Genomic DNA, 19,395 nt, shown 5'->3' with positions numbered 1-19,395 from the left:
TTGATGGAGAAACAGGATTAAAAAGTATCTTGATGTTTTGATTTTCCGTAATATATTAAATGTATCAAAATACGCTGTCGGGTTGTGTGCAATCGAAACCTTATATTAAAGCGTTAGGATGAATAAATAACATAATATGATTGTGGACTATCTGATACTATTTTGAATACTATATATTATAGTAAGAATATGAACCAAAAAAAAGTGAGCCACCACAGCTCACTTTTATCAACTAAACTAAATAAGATTTTAAACTAATTATTAATGTGTTTTATAAACTCTCTACCTTCAGTATTGAATACCATGGTGTAGTTTCCATTTTTTAAACCGGTTAACTTATAAATCCTTTCAATACATTTTGTGTCTTTAATAGTTTCTGTTAGCACAAGCTCAGAATTATTAGATCCTTCAAAATAAATGTCAATCTTTAAGGGTTTATTGTTTAAAGTAAGTTGGGATACAAACACTATATTGCCTTTAACCCTAGTTACTGGTTTGAAAATGGATTTCTCCATATCCTTTTCAAAAACTACTGTATTAGTCTCAACTGTAAACGGGATTGTTTTTATTTCTATATCACTATCAAGTTCGAAAATGTACTTTCCATTTGGTAAAGCGGTTAAATCGAAGCCTTTAGTATAGGTCCCTGTTTTTTGTATAACTTCTTTATATAGTATCATACCATTATAGTCTTTAATAGACAATAGGTTTCCTTCCTTTACAAGTGCTAAAGTAAGTGAGGTTCTTTCGGATTCATTTTTAATTGTAAAAAATGGTGTTCCTTCGTTTGCGAAACTTAACGAGGCAGCAAGCATAGCTACCATTAAGATTCCTTTTTTTGTGTTTTTAATTACTTTTTTCATGATTTGGTATTTTTAACGTTCAACACTACAAAGGTATACAGGTTGTTTAATTTGTAAAACATTGATTTTTACTTATTTATGTGCTATTTTATCTGTTATTTAATTATTATATTTATGTTAAATCAATTTAGCATAGATGCTTGTTAATTGGCTGTATTATATGAAATGAATTACAAATTGAAAATAATGTACTACCAAAGAAGATTTAAGTGATTGGATTTTTTGTGTTGATATTGAATAAAATTCGATAGAAATAAGCATAAAAAAAAGTGAGCCACCACAGCTCACTTTAACCAACTAAACTAAATAAGACATTAAACTAATTATTAATGAATTTTGTGAACTCCTTTTTATTCGGAGTTGAAATTTATATTGTAATTTTTTTTATCTAATTCTATTCCTAATGTTTTTTCTATAACTATCTTTCTAGTTGAAGCAGAAATTTCATTAGTACTTTGAAACATTGAATAAAACCATTCTCTTAAGATGAAACCTTTTTTTTGATATTAAGGTTGTAATTAATTTTATCCCACATTTACACTACAAATTTATAGAAAATGACAAGGTTGCAAAACATCTAATTTGACCACTTTATGTGTTATATTAACTGTTAATGTAGTGTTAATTCAATGTTAAGTTAAAATAACATACAATTGAGACAAATCTATATATATTTATCGTTTAATATATTGTAATTTTGTTGTAGAATAAATTGTGTTATGATTAATAAAAAACCTACTTTTAGGAAACTCACCCCAAGTTTCGGAAGTTCTATATTAGTAAAGCAACATATAGATACTGTGGATAAGAATGGGGCTTATTGGCATTTTCATCCAGAACTAGAACTTGTATATATAAATAAAGGACAAGGTAAAACTCATATTGGAAATCATTTATCGTATTTTAATAATAGCCAATTAATACTTATTGGATCCAATTTACCGCATAATGGATTTACCGATAGGTTAACAGCAAACGGAACAGAAACAACGGTTCAGTTTAAATCTAACTTTTTAGGTGACGACTTTCTGAATGTTCCAGAAACGGCTGGTATTGCGTCATTATTTCATAGGGCCAAACAAGGTATTCGCTTTAAAATGGAAACTAAGGCAGTTATTGGTAGCAAAATTGAAAATTTAATGGAGTATACAGGCTTAGAAAGAGTCATAAAATTTTTAGAGATTTTAAACTACCTGGCCTTTACGGACGATTATACATTATTAAACGCTGACGGGTTTGCTTTTGAAACAGAAGCCCAAGACAGCGGCAAAATCGATATTATTTTTAAATACGTTAATACAAATTTCCAAAACCACATTAGTTTAGATGAAATAGCCGATAAGGTTAGTATGACGGTACCAGCATTTTGTAGATACTTTAAAAAGGCAACAGGAAAAACATTTACACAATTAGTAAATGAGTATAGAGTAGTGCATGCTACAAAACTACTTATTGAAAGCCAAATGAGTATTACAGATATCTGTTTTGAATGTGGATTTAATAATTTTTCCCATTTTAATAAAACGTTTAATGATATAACTGGTAAAAGCGCATCGCATTACAGGAAAGAAATTAAACTAATCATTCAATAGTTTAATTAAGTACAAGTTTTACGCTTGTTTTAACTATTTTATTGTCTGTTGTAAATGTTAATGTTCCAAATATAAATTTAGAACTAGGTGAATTACTTTGATTTAGTAAAACAGGTACCGAATTAATACCCACGCTAAAATTGGTATTGTTTTCCAATAATTTCCTGCCTAAAATATCATAAAGTTCAATATTTAATTCTCCTGAAAATTCAGAAGTAAAGTCAATGTTAACATGATCTTTAGCGGGATTTGGATGAATTTTTAAATCATTAACATAATTAGCTGTTATCTCTTCAATGCCCAAAGATCCGCTCAAACAAGTAGTCTCAGCAATATTTTTATTTAGCACTTTATTAAATAAAATCTCATGGCCATCATTATTCAGGTGAATACCATCACCATCATCCAAATTACTTAGAATTTTTCCATCCACATCGGCTATACCATCCCAAAAATTTATAGACTTGTCTAAATAGATTGAAAGTATTTCATTTTTTACATCTATTTGGGTTTGAATATCAGAAGTAGATGAAAAATTTCGGGGCTGTGTTGTAGTTATCCATAAAGGAGTGGAATTATTGGATGCAGCAGTATTCAATGTTGCATAATTTTCTAATTGAGCACTAATTGAATAGCCTTCAGCTGTATCATTAGAGGGCATATTAATTATAATGGCTACAGGGTCATGAGATAATGCTTTGGTTATGTTTCTATCTTCATCAATGGTTACACTTACTCCATCAGGGAGCACTGTTCCTGTTGGGAGTATGTGGTACGTAGTATATCCTTGAGCACTCAAATTAATAATATTCAGTTTCGTGTTTTTTTGAAAAATGGCAGAATAGTATCGATTTACCCAAGAATTTTCTATTGGAGTCGCACCTATACCAAATGATGTAGAAGACCCTAAAACAACAATATTGCAGGAAGAAGCGTCTTCAGAGATTTCAAATACGTTATTACTTCTATCTTGAGTTGTATTAGATGTTGCACGAACCAAAGATTGCAAAGAGGCTGTATTTGGGATTGTCCATTCATAACTATTGCTAGTATTTAAAACAGTTGCAATAGGAAGCCAATTATTGCCATTATCTATAGAGTACTCTAAAATTACATCCGTTGATAAACCACTACTTTCCCAAGTAATTGATGGTGTTTTTCCAACCTGCCAATATTCACTCCCATTAGGGGCGGTAATGGTTATAGACTGTCCGTATACAGAAAAGGAAAATATGGTTACAAAAATAAAAAAGAGGATTTTATTGTTAGAGGTTAAGCTATATGACATTATAAATAGATTTTGAGTTTTTTGCAGGCGAAAATTAATCTAAAGAAATGATTATATCATCTGTTTGACGATAAAAAACACTTTTAGTTGATGAGATAACTTATTTGGATTTTTCATACAACCAAACGTGACAAAATGGTTTAATGGTGTAGCTAAGAAAGAAAGAATAATTAATGCCATTCCTTATAAAATTGGTCTAAAAAACGTAACATATAATTATGGCGTTCCAAAGCGATGGTACGTCCCGTTTTTGTATTCATCTTATCTTTAAGAAGTAATAATTTTTCGTAAAAATGATTGATTGTAGGCGAAGACGATGCTTTATATTCCGCTTTAGTCATATTAAGGTTTGGCTTAATATCTGGATCGTAAAGTGGCCTGTTTTTAAATCCGCCATAATTAAAACAACGTGCAATACCAATAGCTCCCATAGCATCTAATCTATCGGCATCTTGAACCACTTGTAATTCGGGCGAACTGAATTTTTGCGCCTCATTACCACCTTTGAACGATATGTTTTCGATAATTTTTATAACATGCTCGATAATAACAGAATCTACGTTGATTTTGAATAAAAACGCTCGTGCCATTTTGGGGCCTATGGTTTCGTCTCCATTATGAAATTTACTATCGGCTATATCATGCAGTAAAGCGCCTAGCGAAACCACAAAAACATCTGTTTTTTCACCCTTTGCGATGAGTAAGGAATTATTATACACCCTTATGGTGTGAAACCAATCATGTCCGCCTTCAGCATTTACAAGGGTTTCTTTTACAAAAACCATGGTTTTATTAATTTGTTCCTCTTCAGTCATGGTATAAAAATAAAAATTCCTTTCGGTTTGGAAAGGAATTAATTTTATTTGGGAGTCATTATGATTTTAAAGATGCGGGTTCAACCCACTTAAACTGATATGAGTTTTGGGGTATTTTGATTCTATCAGCCAATCGTATCATTCTCTCTGGTAATTTCATTAAATAATCCCGAGCTTTTTCGGCGTCATCATCAAGACCAGTTACTTTGTCGATTTCCCAACGTTCAATCAGTCTTTGTAAAATATCCACATAATCCTTAGATGTATAAACACCTATTCGTTGTGCCGTATTTGAAAACTCTTCAAAAGCGGTGCTTATTTTATCGCCAGACTCTCTTAAAAAATGCGCAGGCATGGTTATTTTTTGTTTCATCATGTATTGAAACGCCATCATCATTTGGCTTGGGTCTACCTTAAAAATACGTTCAACAAACTCCGAATAAGCATGATGGTGTCTCATTTCATCTCCAGATATGATTTTACACATTTTCCCTAGTTGTTTATTTCCGCTTTTACTGGCAATTTTTGCAACCCTATTATGTGAAACATAGGTCGCCAGCTCTTGAAAACTAGTATAAACAAAGTTTTTGTATGGGTCTCTATCGGTGCCAATATCAAAACCATCCGCAATAAGATGTTGCGTGGTTTTTTCAATTTCCTTCATATTAACGCGACCAGATAAATACAGATACTTATTTAGTACATCACCATGTCGATTTTCTTCGGCAGTCCACTGTTTTACCCATTTAGCCCAGCCGTTTCCGCCTTCGGTTACTTGGTCGACACCTTCAACATCCATAAGCCAAGATTCATAGGTTGGCAAAGCTTCTTCTGTAATCATGTCGCCCACAAGAACCACCCAAAAATCGTATGGCAATTCTTTTGATAATTCTCTAATCTCTCTAACTTCTTCAAAAAAGGTTTGGTCATCGGCTTCTGAATTTGGCAAAAAATCTGTTGGTTGCCAAATACTATCAATAGGAATAAGATATTTTTCTATTAGAGAATCGACATCTTTTTCCAAAAATTTCATGACTTCAAATCTCACATTTTTCAACGACATAACTATATTTTAAGGGTGAATATGTTCTTTTATGGTGGTTTCTATGTTGTTAATAAGCATTTCTTTATCTAATACAAAGGTAGACAATTTTATAGGCTTATGTACGGTAAATGTAATATGTGTGCCTAATCCTAGAGGGAATTTACCATATTTTAACATTTTCCATGAATTATTTATCGAAATTGGTACAATTAAAGCAGATGGCACTTTCTTAAATAAAACTTCCAATCCTCTAGTTTGAAAAGGTTTTGGTTCGCCATTTTTACTTCTGGTACCTTCGGGAAAAATAACAGCAGCACGTTTATTAGTTTCAATGTAGTCTCCAAAATTCATAAGAGCTGGCAACGCCTGACGGGGATTTTTTCTATCAATTAAAGCAGCGCCTCCATGACGCAAATTGTAAGAGACACTAGGAATGCCTTTTCCGAGTTCTATTTTACTAATGAATTTAGGATGGTGTTTCCGCATATACCATGTTATAGGATATATGTCATGTAAACTTTGATGGTTTGCTACAATTATTAGCGGTTGGTTGGTATCAATTTGATGTGGATTGGTAAATGTAAAGCGTGTTCCTAAAATATTGGCACAACGCATTAAACAAAATTGCAAAGCATCAACACTTTTTTTATGTGCTTGATAACCAAAAACATTAAAGCAAACCCATTGTATGGGGTGGAATATTACCAGTGTTAAAAAGAAAAACAGGTAATAAATAACGGATATGGGGTATGACAATAATTTTTGCATGCCCCAAAAATAAGTAAAAACTAAGTTTTAATAAATAGGAATACAGGTGTTATTTTCACAACTCAGTCCAGTAGGAGGCATTACAAGAGCACAATCTGAAATTATACCATGCTTTGTATTAAAATCGGTTTCCTTTTGATTGTATTCTTCAACTAACATCTCGAGGTTTTCAACATCGATAGACGTGGAATATAGCAAATAGCTCTTAGGGCCACCGCAAGCTTTGCTTCCAAAGGCAATATACTTGCATTCGGTGTTTTCATTACAAACCGAAGAACTGGCAAGGTCTTCAATAGTCTGCTTTAAAGCAGCCAATTCTTTTTTATCTTCTTCAATCAGTAAAGAACTATCCTCATCACATTTAAAAGCCGTAAAAATGAGGCAAATTAGTAACAGGGCAAAAAAGGTGTTTTTCATGGTTAAGGATTTATACTAATGATGCCCATTCTTTAAAAAGGTTGCGTTATAAAACAAAAAGAACCACAATTTTATCGTGGTTCTTACATTTATGTTTTAAAAATTTTAGCCTCTTTCCTTCGGAGAGAGGGTTAGGTGTGAGGCTTAACAATGCTCGTTATAAGCATCCATAAGGTTTTCTGCAATAAGTTCTGCAGGTCTACCTTCTATGTGATGACGCTCTAACATGTGCACCAATTCGCCATCTTTAAATAAGGCCATACTTGGAGAACTTGGAGGAAATGGAATCATAAGCTCTCTAGCTCTGGTTACGGCATCAAAATCGACACCTGCAAAAACGGTCACAATATGGTCTGGACGTTTGGCATTTTGTAAACTCATTCTAGCGCCTGGTCTTGCGTTTGCTGCAGCGCAACCACAAACAGAATTCACAACCACAAGTGTTGTCCCTTCTTTTGCTATAGCGGCATCTACTTCCGCAGGAGTATGTAATTCTTCAAAACCAACTTTGGTTAAATCTTCTCGCATTGGTTTTACTAATTCTGCTGGATACATATTTTTAAATTTTAATAATTAACATTTTATAGAGTGCAAAGATACAGAAAATTAAGTTTTCAGTCGCAGTATTCAGAGACACCTTTCATTAATTAAAACGACGTCCCCCTAAACAAATAACAACATAACAGTAAACCTTTTTAGTAACAAACACCAAGAAAACCCAACTAACAGTATTATATTTGAAATCATTTAATAAAATAAAGGAAATTACATGAGTTATTCAAAATGGATCGGCGCTGCTATTGGGTGGTCGTTTGGCGGCCCTATTGGTGCCATTATAGGTTTAGCATTGGGGAGTATTGTTGATTCTGTGGGTGTAAGTCTTCAAACGGGTAGTGAACAACAACCCATTTATACAAAACCGAAAACGCAATCAGGAGATTTTGAAATAAGTCTACTCATTTTAGCCTCCATAGTTATAAAAGCCGATGGCAAGCAAGACCAACGCGAGTTGGATTTTGTACGCAATCAATTTGTGGGCATGTATGGTAAAGAACGCGCCAATCATGCGTTTAAACTTTTTAAAGAGATAAACAAGCAACAAAATATCTCTACAAGGCAAGTATGTTTGCAAATCAGGCAAATGATGGAACATGCGTCGCGTTTGCAATTGATTCACTTTTTATTCGGAATTGCCAAAGCCGATGGGTTGGTAACAGAGGATGAGGTGCACCAAATTTATACCATTGCGGGTTATTTGGGGATTAGTCATAGCGATTATGAAAGCATCAAAGCGATGTTCTACAAGAGTGCCGATAGCGCCTATAAAATATTGGAAATCGAAAAAACGGCTACCAACGATGACATTAAAAAAGCCTACCGAAATATGGCTAAAAAATACCACCCCGATAAAGTAGTCCATTTAGGAAAAGAGCACCAACAAGGTGCTGAAGAAAAATTTAGGCAAGTGCAAGCGGCTTATGAACAATTGCAGAAGGAAAGAGGATTTTAGATTTTTGTCATTGACTTCGTCGAATCTTCGATTTCCTGCGAAAGCAGGAATCTATTTTTTACTTACAACAATTTTTAAAAAATTTAGGAGACCTTTTTGCAAATTGACCATTAAGTAATAAACAAGTTTTATGAACGATAAAAAAATCTTAGAACTTTTTAAGAATGGTCAACGAGAAAAGGCTTTTAGTAAATTATACGCTTTATATCCAAAAATTGAAGCATTAATTATTTCGAAAGGCGGACAAAAACAAGATGCTTCCGATGTGTTTCAGGAAGCATTGATTATACTCCATAGGAATCTGGAAAAGTCCGATTTTAAACTCACGTCTTCATTTTACACGTATTTATATTCTGTTTCAAGATTTGTCTGGAAAGATATTCAGAACAAATTTTCAAAAGAAGAACTTCATAATTTAGATAGTAATGAAGTTGAATACTTTCATAATGTTTTAGAAGAGAAAAATTACCAACTCGCTGAGATCGCATTTCTGGAATTAGGAGAACGTTGTCAAGAATTGTTACGCTTGTTTTATCAAAAAGCTAAGTCCTTTAAAGAGATTGCCATTATCATGCAATTTGCTTCTGAAAAAGTTGCCAAAAACCAAAAGTACAAGTGTTTGGCAAAAGCAAAAGACATCTATCAAGCGAGCAAAACGATTCAATCTTAATTCGGGAACATCATGGAAAATCACATTCAACATATAGAATTCATCAATCAGTATTTAAACAAATCGCTTTCAGCCAATGAATCTGAAATCTTTTTGAATACCTTAAAAACGGACAGTTATTTCAAAAACCTATATGAAGAACATATTGTTTTTCTGGAGGGCTTAAAACGTCAAACCTTAAAGACAGAAATTAAAAGCGCCAAACAGTATTATACTAAAATGAAATGGTTTAAGTATTTAGGAATTTCGGCAGTAATTGTTGTTATTTCCATTTTGGCGTATATGTTTTTATTTGGCAACACAACGGTTGAGCCGAAACCGATTCTTGATAATAACACAACAATAATTTTGGATTCCATTCCCTCTAAGAATGATAGTAAAAAGACAGAAATCTTAAAAGATACAGTGTATTCAATTGAAAACGATGCGATTGAAAAAACGATTGTTTCTTCTGAAAAAAAATCAAAAAAGGAAAATTCGAATTTCGAATCCTTAAAAAAAGCACCTCAAATTTTTGTTGTAGATTCTAAAAAAGATACCACAATTGTTTGCAAAGAAGGAACAAAATTAGTTATTAAAGGAAACTCTTTTGTTGATGCCAATAATGGAAAAGTGGAAGGCAAAATAAATATTGCTGTTACCGAGTATTATAAATTATCAGACATTTTATTGGCCAATTTAAGCACAACATCTAATGACAAACAGTTGGAAACTGGCGGTATGCTTTTTATTGAAGCAAAAAAGGATAATGCCATTTTAAAACTGGCTGAAAAATCAAGTATTGAAATTTTGTTTCCAACTCAAAATAAGAAAGAAAACATGCAATTGTTTTCTGGCGAATGGAAAGATGGCATTATAAATTGGGAGGTTTTAAATCAAGATAGTAAAAGTTTGAGGCGAAAACAGCTAAAATAGGTTCGGATATTATAGAGGTTTTAGAAGTAGAAGATATAATGGCTCCGTATTCTGTAGTTCAAGAAGTTCGAATATTTCCCGGTTGCAAAAATTTAGAGAAAGCACAACAAAAAAAATGTACAAGTGAAGCTATAAGTAATTTTATCAAAACTAATTTTGACGAATCTATAGCTGAAGGGTTAGATGTAATGGGAAAACATCTAATCAGTATGCAGTTTGTAATAAGCAATAATGGGGATATTACAGATATACAGGTAATGGCATCACATATTAAATTGGCACAAGAAGGTATTAGAGTCTTGGAAGTAATGCCAAAAATGAGCTCTGGGAAACAAAGAGGAAAAGTAGTTTCAGTTGTTTATTCGTATCCAATGTCTTTTATGGTTGGTAATAGTTTAAAAATAAATAACCGCAATCCTATACAGCTTAAAAGTAGAACAACATCAGATATAAAATTTGAAGAAAAATTAAAAAGAGAGGATAGCACAACGATTACAACACAAGAAGTATCTAATTACGTCTTTTCAACATCTCAATTAGGTTGGATTAACTGCGACCTTTTTACCAATAGAAACAATAGAATAAATTATAAACTTAAAGTTAAAAAAGAAGATGGTACTAAAGTAAACATGGTATTTAAATCATTAAATTCCATTTTACCCAGTCGTTATTTTGAAGGTTTTGATTTTGGATATGTGCCAAAAGATGAAGATGTGGTAATTATTGCGATAAAAATGAAAGAAGACAAACTCTATTTAGACCTTATCGAAGCTAAAACAGAAGCAAACCCAGATTTAAAATTTAATTTTAAAGAAGTAACTATTCAAGAACTGAAAGAGGAATTGAAAAAGTTGAATACATTGTTTTATCCAAAAGAATAATTAAAATTATTAAAAAAGCAAATTATTATGAAAAAGCATTATTTAACGTTAATTATGGTTATTATTACATATATAACCCATGGAAAATTACGTTTCGAAAAAATTTGGCCTTTTGAGGAAAATCATAAAGATTGGGCCATGGTAGCCAAAGATGGTTACTTAGGTTTTATTGATACAGATGGAAACGTGGTTGTAGAATCAAGGTATAATGAAATATCTTTGTTTGGAGAATACCTAGAGAACTGGGCTTTGGTTGAAAAAGAAGGCTATTATGGATTCATTGATAATGAAGGAAATGAGGTTGTAAAACCAAAATATAATAAAATATCTTTGTTTGGAGAATATCAAGGGAATTGGGCTTTGGTAGAAGAAGAAGGTTATTTTGGCTTTATAGATAAAGAAGGCAATGAAATTGGAGAATTAAAAATAAAAGAAGCCAAGATCAAATAGATTAATTTTTGATTACATAAAAAACCACCTATATATAAATGAATAGGTGGTTTTAATATACTTTTTATGATATAAAATATAAAGAAGTAATTAATTACTTGCTTAAATATACTTTGTCATCATTGCCTTTTGAAAAGACATAAACTAATTTTTCTTCAGAATTCATGTAAATTGATTTTAATTCCCAACCTTCACTTTTTGAAGCTTCTAAAAGACATTTACGCACATCTGGGTTAAATAAATTTAATTCTGAATTGATAATGGTGTCGGCTTTTACATTTATAGAAAGTAAAAGGATAATTGCAACTGATAAAAATTGTAATGTTTTTTTCATTTGGAGTCTATTTTAAAGATTATTAATATGTTATAACAATATTATAACATATTTCAATAATCTTTAAAAATAATGGTTGATTGTTCTTTATTTATCGTTAAATCAACCATTCTGCCCAAAATCATAGCACGATTGTCTTTTTCATGACCAGCAGGCATATTAAAAGCTACCGGGAAATCATAATCTGCTAAAGTATCTAAAATGAGTTGCTGTACAGGGCTTCCCCAAAGGGTGGTGTTTTTACGTATTTTAGAAATATCTCCAACAATAACACCTTTACAATTATTAAAATAACCGGCACGTTTTAAACTTTGCAACATACGGTCAATGCTATATTCATATTCACCAATTTCCTCAATAAACAATATTTTTCCAGAGGTATCAATACTGGTATTAGACCCCAACATACTGTATAAAATGGATAAATTGCCACCAACAATAGGCGCACATACGTTTCCTGGTTTATTATATTTGGAGCCTTGAAGCGTGTACGTTAAAGGGTTTCCAAAAAGCGCGGTTTTAAAGGTTGAAATGGTTTCTTTAATGTTTTCGGCACCATCTTGTAAACTGGTGCACATCATGGCGTGCAGACTTTCAAAACCTAAATTATGGACTTGATTGTGTAATGCGGTAATATCGCTATATCCAATAACCCATTTGGGTTTGATGTTAAATTTGGTATAATCTAATTTATCAAGTATTCTAACAGCTCCGTAACCACCACGGGCACACCAAATAGCCTTGATTTTAGGATCGTCCAGCGCATTTTGGAAGTCTTCAGCGCGCTCGGTATCGGTTCCTGCAAAATGGTTGTTCTGATTGAACACATGTTTTCCAACAACGGTATGTAGTCCCCAACTTTTTAAAAGCGCTTTGGCTTGCTCAATCTCGGCCGTTCTGTTTTTTAAAATGCCCGATGGCGCAACAATGGTAACGGTATCGCCAGCTTTTAAGTAGGGTGGTTGTTTCAAAGTTTTCGTTTGTTTTGATTGATTATCCTGTGCCTGCATAGGAGCTTTTCCTAAGAAAAAAGCAACACAACATAATGCAATTGTTAGTAGGTTTCTTGACATAACGTAAATGTACATTTTTTTTCTAAATCGGTTTCAAAATGTGTACTTTTATGCCTTCAAAAGATATGTCATTCCGAGCGAAGCGCGGGAATCTGTTAATTTAATTACTATTCATGAGATTGCCACAGTCGTACCTCCTTCGCAATGACGTTATAATTAATTTATAGATTTAATGAACAAACCAAAACGATATACCATCACCTCCGCATTACCTTATACCAACGGCCCAATTCATATTGGACATTTAGCAGGGGTGTATGTGCCAGCCGATATTTATGCACGTTTTTTACGCTTAACAGGAAACGATGTGGTTTTTATTGGCGGAAGCGATGAACACGGTGTGCCTATCACCATTAAAGCAAAAAATGAAGGGGTGTCTCCACAAGATGTGGTTGATAAATATCATGCTATTATTAAAAAATCGTTTGAAGAATTTGGGATTTCTTTTGATAATTATTCACGGACTTCGGCTAAAATCCATCATAAAACCGCATCAGAATTCTTTAAAACCTTATATGATAAAGGCGAATTTATTGAGGAAACATCCGAGCAATTGTATGATGCACAGGCCAATCAGTTTCTAGCCGATCGGTTTGTAACGGGGACTTGTCCTAAATGCGGGAATGAAGAAGCATATGGCGATCAGTGTGAAAAATGTGGAACAAGTTTAAATGCCATGGATTTAATAAATCCGAAATCTGCCCTAACAGGCAACGTACCTACTTTAAAGGAAACTAAACATTGGTATTTGCCTTTAGATAGACATGAAGATTTTTTAAAGGAATGGATTTTAGAAGGTCATAAAAAAGATTGGAAACCGAATGTGTACGGACAAGTAAAATCTTGGATTGATGATGGTTTGCGTCCACGTGCCGTAACACGCGATTTAGATTGGGGTATTCCTGTGCCTGTTAAAGGAGGGGAAGGCAAAGTGTTGTACGTTTGGTTTGATGCGCCTATTGGTTACATATCTTCTACTAAAGAGTGGGCGGCGAGAGTAGGCAAAGATTGGGAGCCATATTGGAAAAGCGAAGATACCAAATTGGTGCACTTTATAGGAAAGGATAATATTGTGTTTCATTGCATTATTTTCCCGGTGATGTTAAAAAGGGAAGGCAGCTACATTTTGCCAGAAAATGTTCCGGCCAACGAGTTTTTAAACTTAGAAGGCAATAAATTATCCACATCTAAAAACTGGGCAGTTTGGTTGCCAGACTATTTGTTGGAATTCCCAAATCAACAAGATGTATTGCGTTACGCGTTGACCGCTAATGCACCAGAAACGAAGGATAACGATTTTACATGGAAAGATTTTCAGGCTAGAAATAACAATGAATTGGTAGCCATTTTTGGAAACTTCATTAATCGTGTGGTGGTGTTGACCAATAAATATTACAGTGGTGTGGTGCCTAAACCTAATGACTTATCTTCAGTTGATGAAGAAACTTTGGCAGCTGTAAAAGCCTATCCAGACGTTATTGCCAGTTCTATTGAGCGTTACCGTTTTAGGGAAGCACAACAAGAACTCATGAATTTAGCACGACTTGGAAACAAGTATTTAGCTGATGAAGAGCCTTGGAAAGTCTTTAAAGTAGATGAAGAAAGAACTAAAACCATTATGTATGTCGCATTACAAATAGCTTCGTCATTAGCAACGTTAAGCGAGCCTTTTTTGCCGTTTACTTCAGCAAAACTTAAAGGTATTCTTGGGTTACGTCATAACGAGGAGCAAAGCGACGTGGTTATCTCTTCAAATAAACAGATTGCCACGACTCATAAGGATGAGTCTAGCAATGACGCATTAGGTTGGAACGACATTTCAACAAAAAACATAATACTCCCATCAGGACACCAAATAGGTGACGCCGAATTATTATTCTCTAAAATTGAAGATGATACCATACAGTTTCAATTAGATAAATTGGAAGCCAGTAAAAAAGCAAATGCTTCGACAAGCTCAGCACAGCCTCCGCAGCCACAAAAAGAGGAAATCACTTTCGACGATTTTACAAAATTAGATATTCGTGTAGGGACTATTTTAGAAGCCGAAAAAATGCCAAAAGCTAAAAAATTATTGGTGCTAAAAGTAGATACAGGTATTGATGTACGCACCATTGTATCAGGTATCGCCGAAAGTTTTACGCCAAAAGAAATCATTGGAAAGCGTGTAACCGTTTTAGTGAATCTTGCCCCAAGAGAACTCCGAGGGGTTGTTAGTCAGGGCATGATTTTAATGACAGAAAACGCCGAAGGAAAATTGGTTTTTGTAAATCCTGATGATGCTAATGTGCCAAATGGATTGCATATAAGTTAATTTTTTAAAAGATTTAATCTTATTATAATTTTTAATCTTTAGCATTATTGTATTAAGTCTACTTTGAATGCTTAAAGAATTTATTAACTTTACAGAAAAAGCAAAATTATGTTATCAGAAAATATAGAAAAAGCACTGAACAACCAGATAAAAATTGAAGCTGAATCGTCACAAATTTATTTAGCTATGGCGTGCTGGGCAGAAGTTAAAGGGCTAGAAGGTGTTGCAGGTTTTATGTTCAAGCAATCGCAAGAAGAGCGTGACCATATGCTAAAATTGGTTAAATACGTCAATGAACGTGGTGGCCATGCCCAAGTATCAGCGCTTGCCGCACCAAACGTGACGTTTAACTCATTTAAAGAAATGTTTGAAGAACTCTATAAGCATGAAATTTTTGTTTCAGATAGTATTAATGAATTAGTTCATATTAGTTTACAAGAAAAAGATTATTCAACACATAACTTTTTACAATGGTATGTTGCGGAACAAATTGAAGAAGAAGCCGTGGCGCGTACTATTTTAGATAAGATAAATTTAATTGGTGACGATAAAGGAGGCTTGTATTTGTTTGATAGAGATATTGTTACCTTAACAGTAAATTCAGCTTCAACAGTAAATCCTCAATAATTTAACATTTAATCTTATTTAGAATTAATAAAAATAATTATTTTTGCCATTCTATTGACAATACCGTGGGTAAAAAGAAGCAAAAAAGGGCAATAAAAAAACTTGAAAAGGCTGGAATAATACTTCCAAGTAAAGTAAAGGATAGTTGCTGTGAAAAATATAAAAAAGCGGAGAACAAACGTTGTAAAAAATGTCCTTGTTTCGATTTAATTAAAAAAGTAGCTTAACCAAAAAAATCTAACATCCTTATAATTTACAAAAGCAGACTTTTATTTAAAAGGGGTCTGCTTTTATATGGATTACTGTATTAATCCGATAAAACGCTTAAGTGGAAATTTTATAATCAAATACAGTCAATGATGTAATAGGATATAAGAAACAAGGTTGCATCTTTGTACCATAATTAAATGCAAAAATTTATGAAAAAATTAATAATAGGCATATCCATTTTAATAATGGTTTTATCTTGCGGAACCTCTAAAACAGTAAGAACTTCCAAAAAAGTAATTAAAGGCGATTGGGTGTTGAGTTCAATAACCTACAGCGAAGCAGGCACTTACAATACAACCTTGCTTAATGATGCTTCTAAAACTTGTTTTGAAGGCAGCATTTGGCAATTTGTCCCTAACAATAATACAGGGGTTTATACCATTAATAATACAACTTGTTCAACAGGTGAAAGATATTTTGTATTCACCATTCAAGAAGTAAATGCAGAAACAGGGTTATATGATTTTTTATTAAAACCAACAGACGAAAGACATAGGTCTGAAACCAATCAAGGTTTTAGGTTAAAACTTTCAGCACTTTCTGATACGGCGATGCAATGGCAACAATCGGTTAATGTTTCAGGTAGTTCGCTTACAATAAATATGAACTTCACTAAATAATAAACATAATGAAAACAATTATAAATAGAATTACAATTTTAACTTTAGTAGTGGTATTATCTATTGGATTTACCAATTGTAAAGCAGTTGAAAATGCTAATAATAAACAAAAAGGTGCCGTTATTGGTGCCACAGGTGGTGCTATTTTAGGTGCTATTATTGGGAATAATGTAGGTAAAGGTGGTAATGGCGAATTAGGCGCTGTTATTGGTGGTGTCGTTGGTGGTGGTGCCGGCGTTCTTATTGGTAGTAAAATGGACAAACAGGCTCAAAAAATTGAAGAGGAAATACCAGGTGCACAAGTAGAGCGTGTTGATGATGGTATTGTGGTGACTTTTGATGAGAGTAGTGGGGTATATTTTGATACCGAGAAATACAACATCAATAATGCTTCACAAACAACATTAAATAAACTAATCGGTGTTTTTAAAGAATATCCAGACACTAATATTTTGGTTGTAGGGCATACAGATAGCCAAGGTGCAGAAAGTTATAATATGACACTTTCTAAAAACAGAGCTTATGCCGTAACTAATTATTTATCCCAAAATGGGATATCTAGTGGTCGACTTACCACTAATTGGTTTGGTGAAAGTCAGCCCATGCATGATAATGGTACTGCTACAGGACGTGCTAAAAACAGACGTGTAAACGTGGCCATTTTGCCAAATGAAAAAATGATAGAAGACGCTAAATCACAAGCAGGAAATTAAAAACAATATTATATTTGTATAAATCTCGTTTTCAATGTTATTTTGAAAACGAGATTTTTTTTGTAATAAAACGATATTAAATGACCCAATTGCTTGAGTATATTATTCATTACACCCAACTTTCTGAAACTTCAGTAAAAAACACCATTCAACTTTTAAATGAAGATTGCACCATTCCGTTTATTTCCCGTTACAGAAAAGAACGTACAGGTAATTTAGATGAGGTTCAAATTGGGGATATTGTAAAATATAAAGACCAGTTTGAAGCTTTAGAAAAACGCAAAGCAACTATTCTTAAAGCACTTGAAGAACAAGGTGTTTTAAGTATGGAATTAAGACAAAAAATTGAAACAGCTCCAGACATAACAAACCTTGAAGATTTATACTTGCCCTTTAAAAAAAGCAGAAAAACCAAAGCAGAAACCGCTAGAAGGAATGGGCTGGAACCTTTGGCAAAAATAATCATGAGTCAAAATGCCAATGATGTGGAGTCGTTAGCATTTAAACATGTAAAAGGTGAGGTGGCATCCGTTGAAGATGCTTTGGAAGGCGCAAGACACATTATTGCGGAATGGATTAACGAACGTACCGATATTAGAAATAATATCAGGCAGCAATTAGAACGTTTCGCTATAATTTCCACAAAAGTGGTAAAAGCAAAAGAATCCGAAGAAAGTGCTCAAAAATTTAGAGATTATTTTGATTGGGATGAATCGTTAAACAAAATGCCATCACACAGATTACTGGCCATTTTAAGGGCAGAAAATGAAGGATTTGTTAAAGTTAAAATAAACATTGATGATGATAAAGCAATAAGCAAAATGGTAGATAGAATCATTCGATCCAACAATGCTTGTTCAGAACAGATTCAATTAGCCATTAAAGATGCTTATAAAAGGCTATTGTTGCCATCGTTATCAAACGAAGCATTACAGCAAGCCAAAGAAAAAGCCGATGAGTCTGCAATTCGCGTATTTGCCAACAACTTGAAACAATTGTTATTAGGTTCTCCCATTGGTGAAAAGCGTGTTTTGGCCATAGATCCAGGGTTTAGATCGGGTTGTAAAGTGGTATGTTTAGATGCACAAGGGCAATTAAAATATAACGAAACGATTTACCCACATCCACCAAAAAGTGATGCTATTGGCGCAATGAAAAAAATAAGTTCATTGGCGGATGCTTATAAAATTGAAGCTATTGCCATTGGAAATGGTACGGCATCAAGGGAAACAGAAGATTTAATCCGAAAAATTCATTTCAAAAATGATCTTCAGGTTTTTGTAGTAAGTGAAGCCGGGGCGAGTATATATTCGGCTTCAAAAATTGCTAGGGAAGAATTTCCTAATTATGATGTTACGGTGAGAGGAAGTGTTTCAATTGGAAGAAGGCTTCAAGACCCATTAGCAGAATTAGTTAAAATCGATGCCAAATCCATAGGTGTGGGACAATATCAGCATGATGTCGATCAAACCAAACTTCAAAAATCTTTGGATTTTGTTGTTGAAAATTGTGTGAATACAGTCGGCGTTAATATCAATACAGCCAGTAAATCCTTGTTAAGTTATGTGTCAGGGATTGGTCCAAAACTCGCCGAAAATATTTTTGAATACAGAAATGGACATGGCGCATTTTCTTCAAGAAATGATATTAAAAACGTACCACGTTTAGGTGATAAAGCTTTTGAACAAGGTGCTGCTTTTTTGAGGATAAAAGATTCTAAAAACCCATTGGATGATTCATCAGTCCATCCAGAAAGCTATTCTATTGTTGAACGCATGGCAAAGGATTTGGGCAAAACGGTTCAAGATTTAATTGGGAATTCAGAATTGCTTCAAAAAATGGACTTGAAAAAATACTGTACGACATCCGTTGGTTTACCAACACTTCAAGACATCATAAAAGAATTGGAAAAACCAGGATTGGATATTCGCGCGCAAGCCAAAGTGTTTACCTTCAATCAGAATATAAAAACCATTAATGATTTACGAGAAGGGCAATTGCTTCCGGGAATTGTAAATAATATAACCAATTTTGGTTGTTTTGTAGATGTTGGAATTAAAGAAAGCGGCTTGATTCACGTGTCAAACCTTTCAGATAGTTTTGTAAGTGATGTGAATGCGCATGTGAGTTTGCACCAACAAATTATTGTCAAAGTTTTAGAGGTTGATATTCCGCGAAAACGTATTCAATTAAAATTGCATAAATAAAACAAAAAATAGCCACAAATACA

Annotated in this window: 20 protein-coding genes; 11 read left to right on the top strand and 9 right to left on the bottom strand. The window is 33.4% G+C overall.

What is annotated here, in order from left to right:
- Positions 1-254: 254 nt before the first annotated feature.
- A complete protein-coding gene (locus CSW08_RS06240; RefSeq protein WP_106659053.1) occupies positions 255-863 on the bottom strand; it encodes a hypothetical protein in 609 nt (202 codons plus the stop codon).
- Between the two features lie 719 nt (positions 864-1,582).
- Here CSW08_RS06240 and CSW08_RS06235 point away from each other — a divergent pair.
- Positions 1,583-2,455 (top strand): AraC family transcriptional regulator, encoded by an 873-nt coding sequence (locus CSW08_RS06235; RefSeq protein WP_106659052.1) that lies wholly within the window; start codon positions 1,583-1,585, stop codon positions 2,453-2,455.
- 1 nt (position 2,456) lies between these two features.
- Here the strand turns inward: CSW08_RS06235 and CSW08_RS06230 are convergent, their stop codons facing one another.
- From CSW08_RS06230 to CSW08_RS06205, 6 genes are all read right to left on the bottom strand, one after another.
- Complete coding sequence (locus CSW08_RS06230; protein ID WP_106659051.1) at positions 2,457-3,743, bottom strand: SGNH/GDSL hydrolase family protein; 1,287 nt, start codon at positions 3,741-3,743, stop codon at positions 2,457-2,459.
- A 170-nt stretch (positions 3,744-3,913) separates the two neighbouring features.
- The gene (locus CSW08_RS06225; protein WP_106659050.1) at positions 3,914-4,558 is read right to left on the bottom strand and encodes an HD domain-containing protein; all 645 of its coding nucleotides are present in this window, start codon (positions 4,556-4,558) and stop codon (positions 3,914-3,916) included.
- Between the two features lie 58 nt (positions 4,559-4,616).
- Complete coding sequence (locus tag CSW08_RS06220; RefSeq protein ID WP_106659049.1) at positions 4,617-5,621, bottom strand: acyl-ACP desaturase; 1,005 nt, start codon at positions 5,619-5,621, stop codon at positions 4,617-4,619.
- Between the two features lie 9 nt (positions 5,622-5,630).
- Positions 5,631-6,371, bottom strand: a complete 741-nt coding sequence (locus CSW08_RS06215) for a lysophospholipid acyltransferase family protein (protein ID WP_106659048.1) — start codon at positions 6,369-6,371, stop codon at positions 5,631-5,633.
- A 27-nt stretch (positions 6,372-6,398) separates the two neighbouring features.
- Complete coding sequence (locus CSW08_RS06210; protein WP_106659047.1) at positions 6,399-6,788, bottom strand: hypothetical protein; 390 nt, start codon at positions 6,786-6,788, stop codon at positions 6,399-6,401.
- Between the two features lie 144 nt (positions 6,789-6,932).
- Positions 6,933-7,343: a BrxA/BrxB family bacilliredoxin gene (locus CSW08_RS06205; RefSeq protein ID WP_106659046.1), complete on the bottom strand. Its 411-nt coding sequence runs from the start codon at positions 7,341-7,343 to the stop codon at positions 6,933-6,935.
- Between the two features lie 214 nt (positions 7,344-7,557).
- On the opposite strand from CSW08_RS06205, the gene CSW08_RS06200 reads away from it, so the two are divergent.
- From CSW08_RS06200 to CSW08_RS06180, 5 genes are all read left to right on the top strand, one after another.
- Positions 7,558-8,298: a TerB family tellurite resistance protein gene (locus CSW08_RS06200; RefSeq protein WP_106659045.1), complete on the top strand. Its 741-nt coding sequence runs from the start codon at positions 7,558-7,560 to the stop codon at positions 8,296-8,298.
- 130 nt (positions 8,299-8,428) lie between these two features.
- Positions 8,429-8,968, top strand: a complete 540-nt coding sequence (locus tag CSW08_RS06195) for an RNA polymerase sigma factor (protein WP_106659044.1) — start codon at positions 8,429-8,431, stop codon at positions 8,966-8,968.
- Between the two features lie 12 nt (positions 8,969-8,980).
- The gene (locus tag CSW08_RS06190) at positions 8,981-9,883 is read left to right on the top strand and encodes a hypothetical protein (protein ID WP_106659043.1); all 903 of its coding nucleotides are present in this window, start codon (positions 8,981-8,983) and stop codon (positions 9,881-9,883) included.
- A 38-nt stretch (positions 9,884-9,921) separates the two neighbouring features.
- Positions 9,922-10,764, top strand: a complete 843-nt coding sequence (locus CSW08_RS06185; RefSeq protein ID WP_106659042.1) for a hypothetical protein — start codon at positions 9,922-9,924, stop codon at positions 10,762-10,764.
- 27 nt (positions 10,765-10,791) lie between these two features.
- Complete coding sequence (locus CSW08_RS06180; protein WP_106659041.1) at positions 10,792-11,214, top strand: WG repeat-containing protein; 423 nt, start codon at positions 10,792-10,794, stop codon at positions 11,212-11,214.
- A 94-nt stretch (positions 11,215-11,308) separates the two neighbouring features.
- Here the strand turns inward: CSW08_RS06180 and CSW08_RS06175 are convergent, their stop codons facing one another.
- Positions 11,309-11,548: a hypothetical protein gene (locus CSW08_RS06175; RefSeq protein ID WP_106659040.1), complete on the bottom strand. Its 240-nt coding sequence runs from the start codon at positions 11,546-11,548 to the stop codon at positions 11,309-11,311.
- A 53-nt stretch (positions 11,549-11,601) separates the two neighbouring features.
- On the bottom strand, positions 11,602-12,621 hold the full coding sequence (locus CSW08_RS06170) for a S66 peptidase family protein (RefSeq protein WP_106659198.1): 1,020 nt from the start codon (positions 12,619-12,621) through the stop codon (positions 11,602-11,604).
- Positions 12,622-12,793: 172 nt separating this feature from the next.
- Here CSW08_RS06170 and metG point away from each other — a divergent pair, with 172 nt between their 5' ends.
- The 5 genes from metG to CSW08_RS06145 all read left to right on the top strand — a co-directional run bounded on the left by metG (position 12,794) and on the right by CSW08_RS06145 (position 19,372).
- Complete coding sequence (metG, locus tag CSW08_RS06165) at positions 12,794-14,935, top strand: methionine--tRNA ligase (RefSeq protein ID WP_106659039.1); 2,142 nt, start codon at positions 12,794-12,796, stop codon at positions 14,933-14,935.
- A gap of 108 nt (positions 14,936-15,043) precedes the next feature.
- Positions 15,044-15,562: a ferritin gene (locus CSW08_RS06160; protein WP_106659038.1), complete on the top strand. Its 519-nt coding sequence runs from the start codon at positions 15,044-15,046 to the stop codon at positions 15,560-15,562.
- A 419-nt stretch (positions 15,563-15,981) separates the two neighbouring features.
- On the top strand, positions 15,982-16,452 hold the full coding sequence (locus tag CSW08_RS06155; RefSeq protein ID WP_106659197.1) for a lipocalin family protein: 471 nt from the start codon (positions 15,982-15,984) through the stop codon (positions 16,450-16,452).
- An 8-nt stretch (positions 16,453-16,460) separates the two neighbouring features.
- Positions 16,461-17,165 carry an OmpA family protein gene (locus CSW08_RS06150; protein ID WP_106659037.1) on the top strand — a complete coding sequence of 235 codons (705 nt, stop codon included), beginning with the start codon at positions 16,461-16,463 and terminating at the stop codon, positions 17,163-17,165.
- An 80-nt stretch (positions 17,166-17,245) separates the two neighbouring features.
- The gene (locus tag CSW08_RS06145) at positions 17,246-19,372 is read left to right on the top strand and encodes a Tex family protein (protein WP_106659036.1); all 2,127 of its coding nucleotides are present in this window, start codon (positions 17,246-17,248) and stop codon (positions 19,370-19,372) included.
- Positions 19,373-19,395 lie beyond the last annotated feature (23 nt).

The organism is Confluentibacter flavum (assembly GCF_002843175.1).
GTDB classification, from domain to species: Bacteria; Bacteroidota; Bacteroidia; order Flavobacteriales; family Flavobacteriaceae; genus Confluentibacter; species Confluentibacter flavum.
The sequence above is the reverse complement of the archived record's forward strand: the minus strand, read 5'-3'. Positions and strand labels throughout refer to the sequence as shown.

Bases quoted from the DNA above. Each gene is read 5' to 3' on its own strand.
- CSW08_RS06240 (WP_106659053.1), bottom strand. From the start codon at position 863: ATGAAAAAAGTAATTAAAAACACAAAAAAAGGAATCTTAATGGTAGCT.
- CSW08_RS06235 (WP_106659052.1), top strand. From the start codon at position 1,583: ATGATTAATAAAAAACCTACTTTTAGGAAACTCACCCCAAGTTTCGGA.
- CSW08_RS06230 (WP_106659051.1), bottom strand. From the start codon at position 3,743: ATGTCATATAGCTTAACCTCTAACAATAAAATCCTCTTTTTTATTTTT.
- CSW08_RS06225 (WP_106659050.1), bottom strand. From the start codon at position 4,558: ATGACTGAAGAGGAACAAATTAATAAAACCATGGTTTTTGTAAAAGAA.
- CSW08_RS06220 (WP_106659049.1), bottom strand. From the start codon at position 5,621: ATGTCGTTGAAAAATGTGAGATTTGAAGTCATGAAATTTTTGGAAAAA.
- CSW08_RS06215 (WP_106659048.1), bottom strand. From the start codon at position 6,371: ATGCAAAAATTATTGTCATACCCCATATCCGTTATTTATTACCTGTTT.
- CSW08_RS06210 (WP_106659047.1), bottom strand. From the start codon at position 6,788: ATGAAAAACACCTTTTTTGCCCTGTTACTAATTTGCCTCATTTTTACG.
- CSW08_RS06205 (WP_106659046.1), bottom strand. From the start codon at position 7,343: ATGTATCCAGCAGAATTAGTAAAACCAATGCGAGAAGATTTAACCAAA.
- CSW08_RS06200 (WP_106659045.1), top strand. From the start codon at position 7,558: ATGAGTTATTCAAAATGGATCGGCGCTGCTATTGGGTGGTCGTTTGGC.
- CSW08_RS06195 (WP_106659044.1), top strand. From the start codon at position 8,429: ATGAACGATAAAAAAATCTTAGAACTTTTTAAGAATGGTCAACGAGAA.
- CSW08_RS06190 (WP_106659043.1), top strand. From the start codon at position 8,981: ATGGAAAATCACATTCAACATATAGAATTCATCAATCAGTATTTAAAC.
- CSW08_RS06185 (WP_106659042.1), top strand. From the start codon at position 9,922: ATGGCTCCGTATTCTGTAGTTCAAGAAGTTCGAATATTTCCCGGTTGC.
- CSW08_RS06180 (WP_106659041.1), top strand. From the start codon at position 10,792: ATGAAAAAGCATTATTTAACGTTAATTATGGTTATTATTACATATATA.
- CSW08_RS06175 (WP_106659040.1), bottom strand. From the start codon at position 11,548: ATGAAAAAAACATTACAATTTTTATCAGTTGCAATTATCCTTTTACTT.
- CSW08_RS06170 (WP_106659198.1), bottom strand. From the start codon at position 12,621: ATGTCAAGAAACCTACTAACAATTGCATTATGTTGTGTTGCTTTTTTC.
- metG (WP_106659039.1), top strand. From the start codon at position 12,794: ATGAACAAACCAAAACGATATACCATCACCTCCGCATTACCTTATACC.
- CSW08_RS06160 (WP_106659038.1), top strand. From the start codon at position 15,044: ATGTTATCAGAAAATATAGAAAAAGCACTGAACAACCAGATAAAAATT.
- CSW08_RS06155 (WP_106659197.1), top strand. From the start codon at position 15,982: ATGAAAAAATTAATAATAGGCATATCCATTTTAATAATGGTTTTATCT.
- CSW08_RS06150 (WP_106659037.1), top strand. From the start codon at position 16,461: ATGAAAACAATTATAAATAGAATTACAATTTTAACTTTAGTAGTGGTA.
- CSW08_RS06145 (WP_106659036.1), top strand. From the start codon at position 17,246: ATGACCCAATTGCTTGAGTATATTATTCATTACACCCAACTTTCTGAA.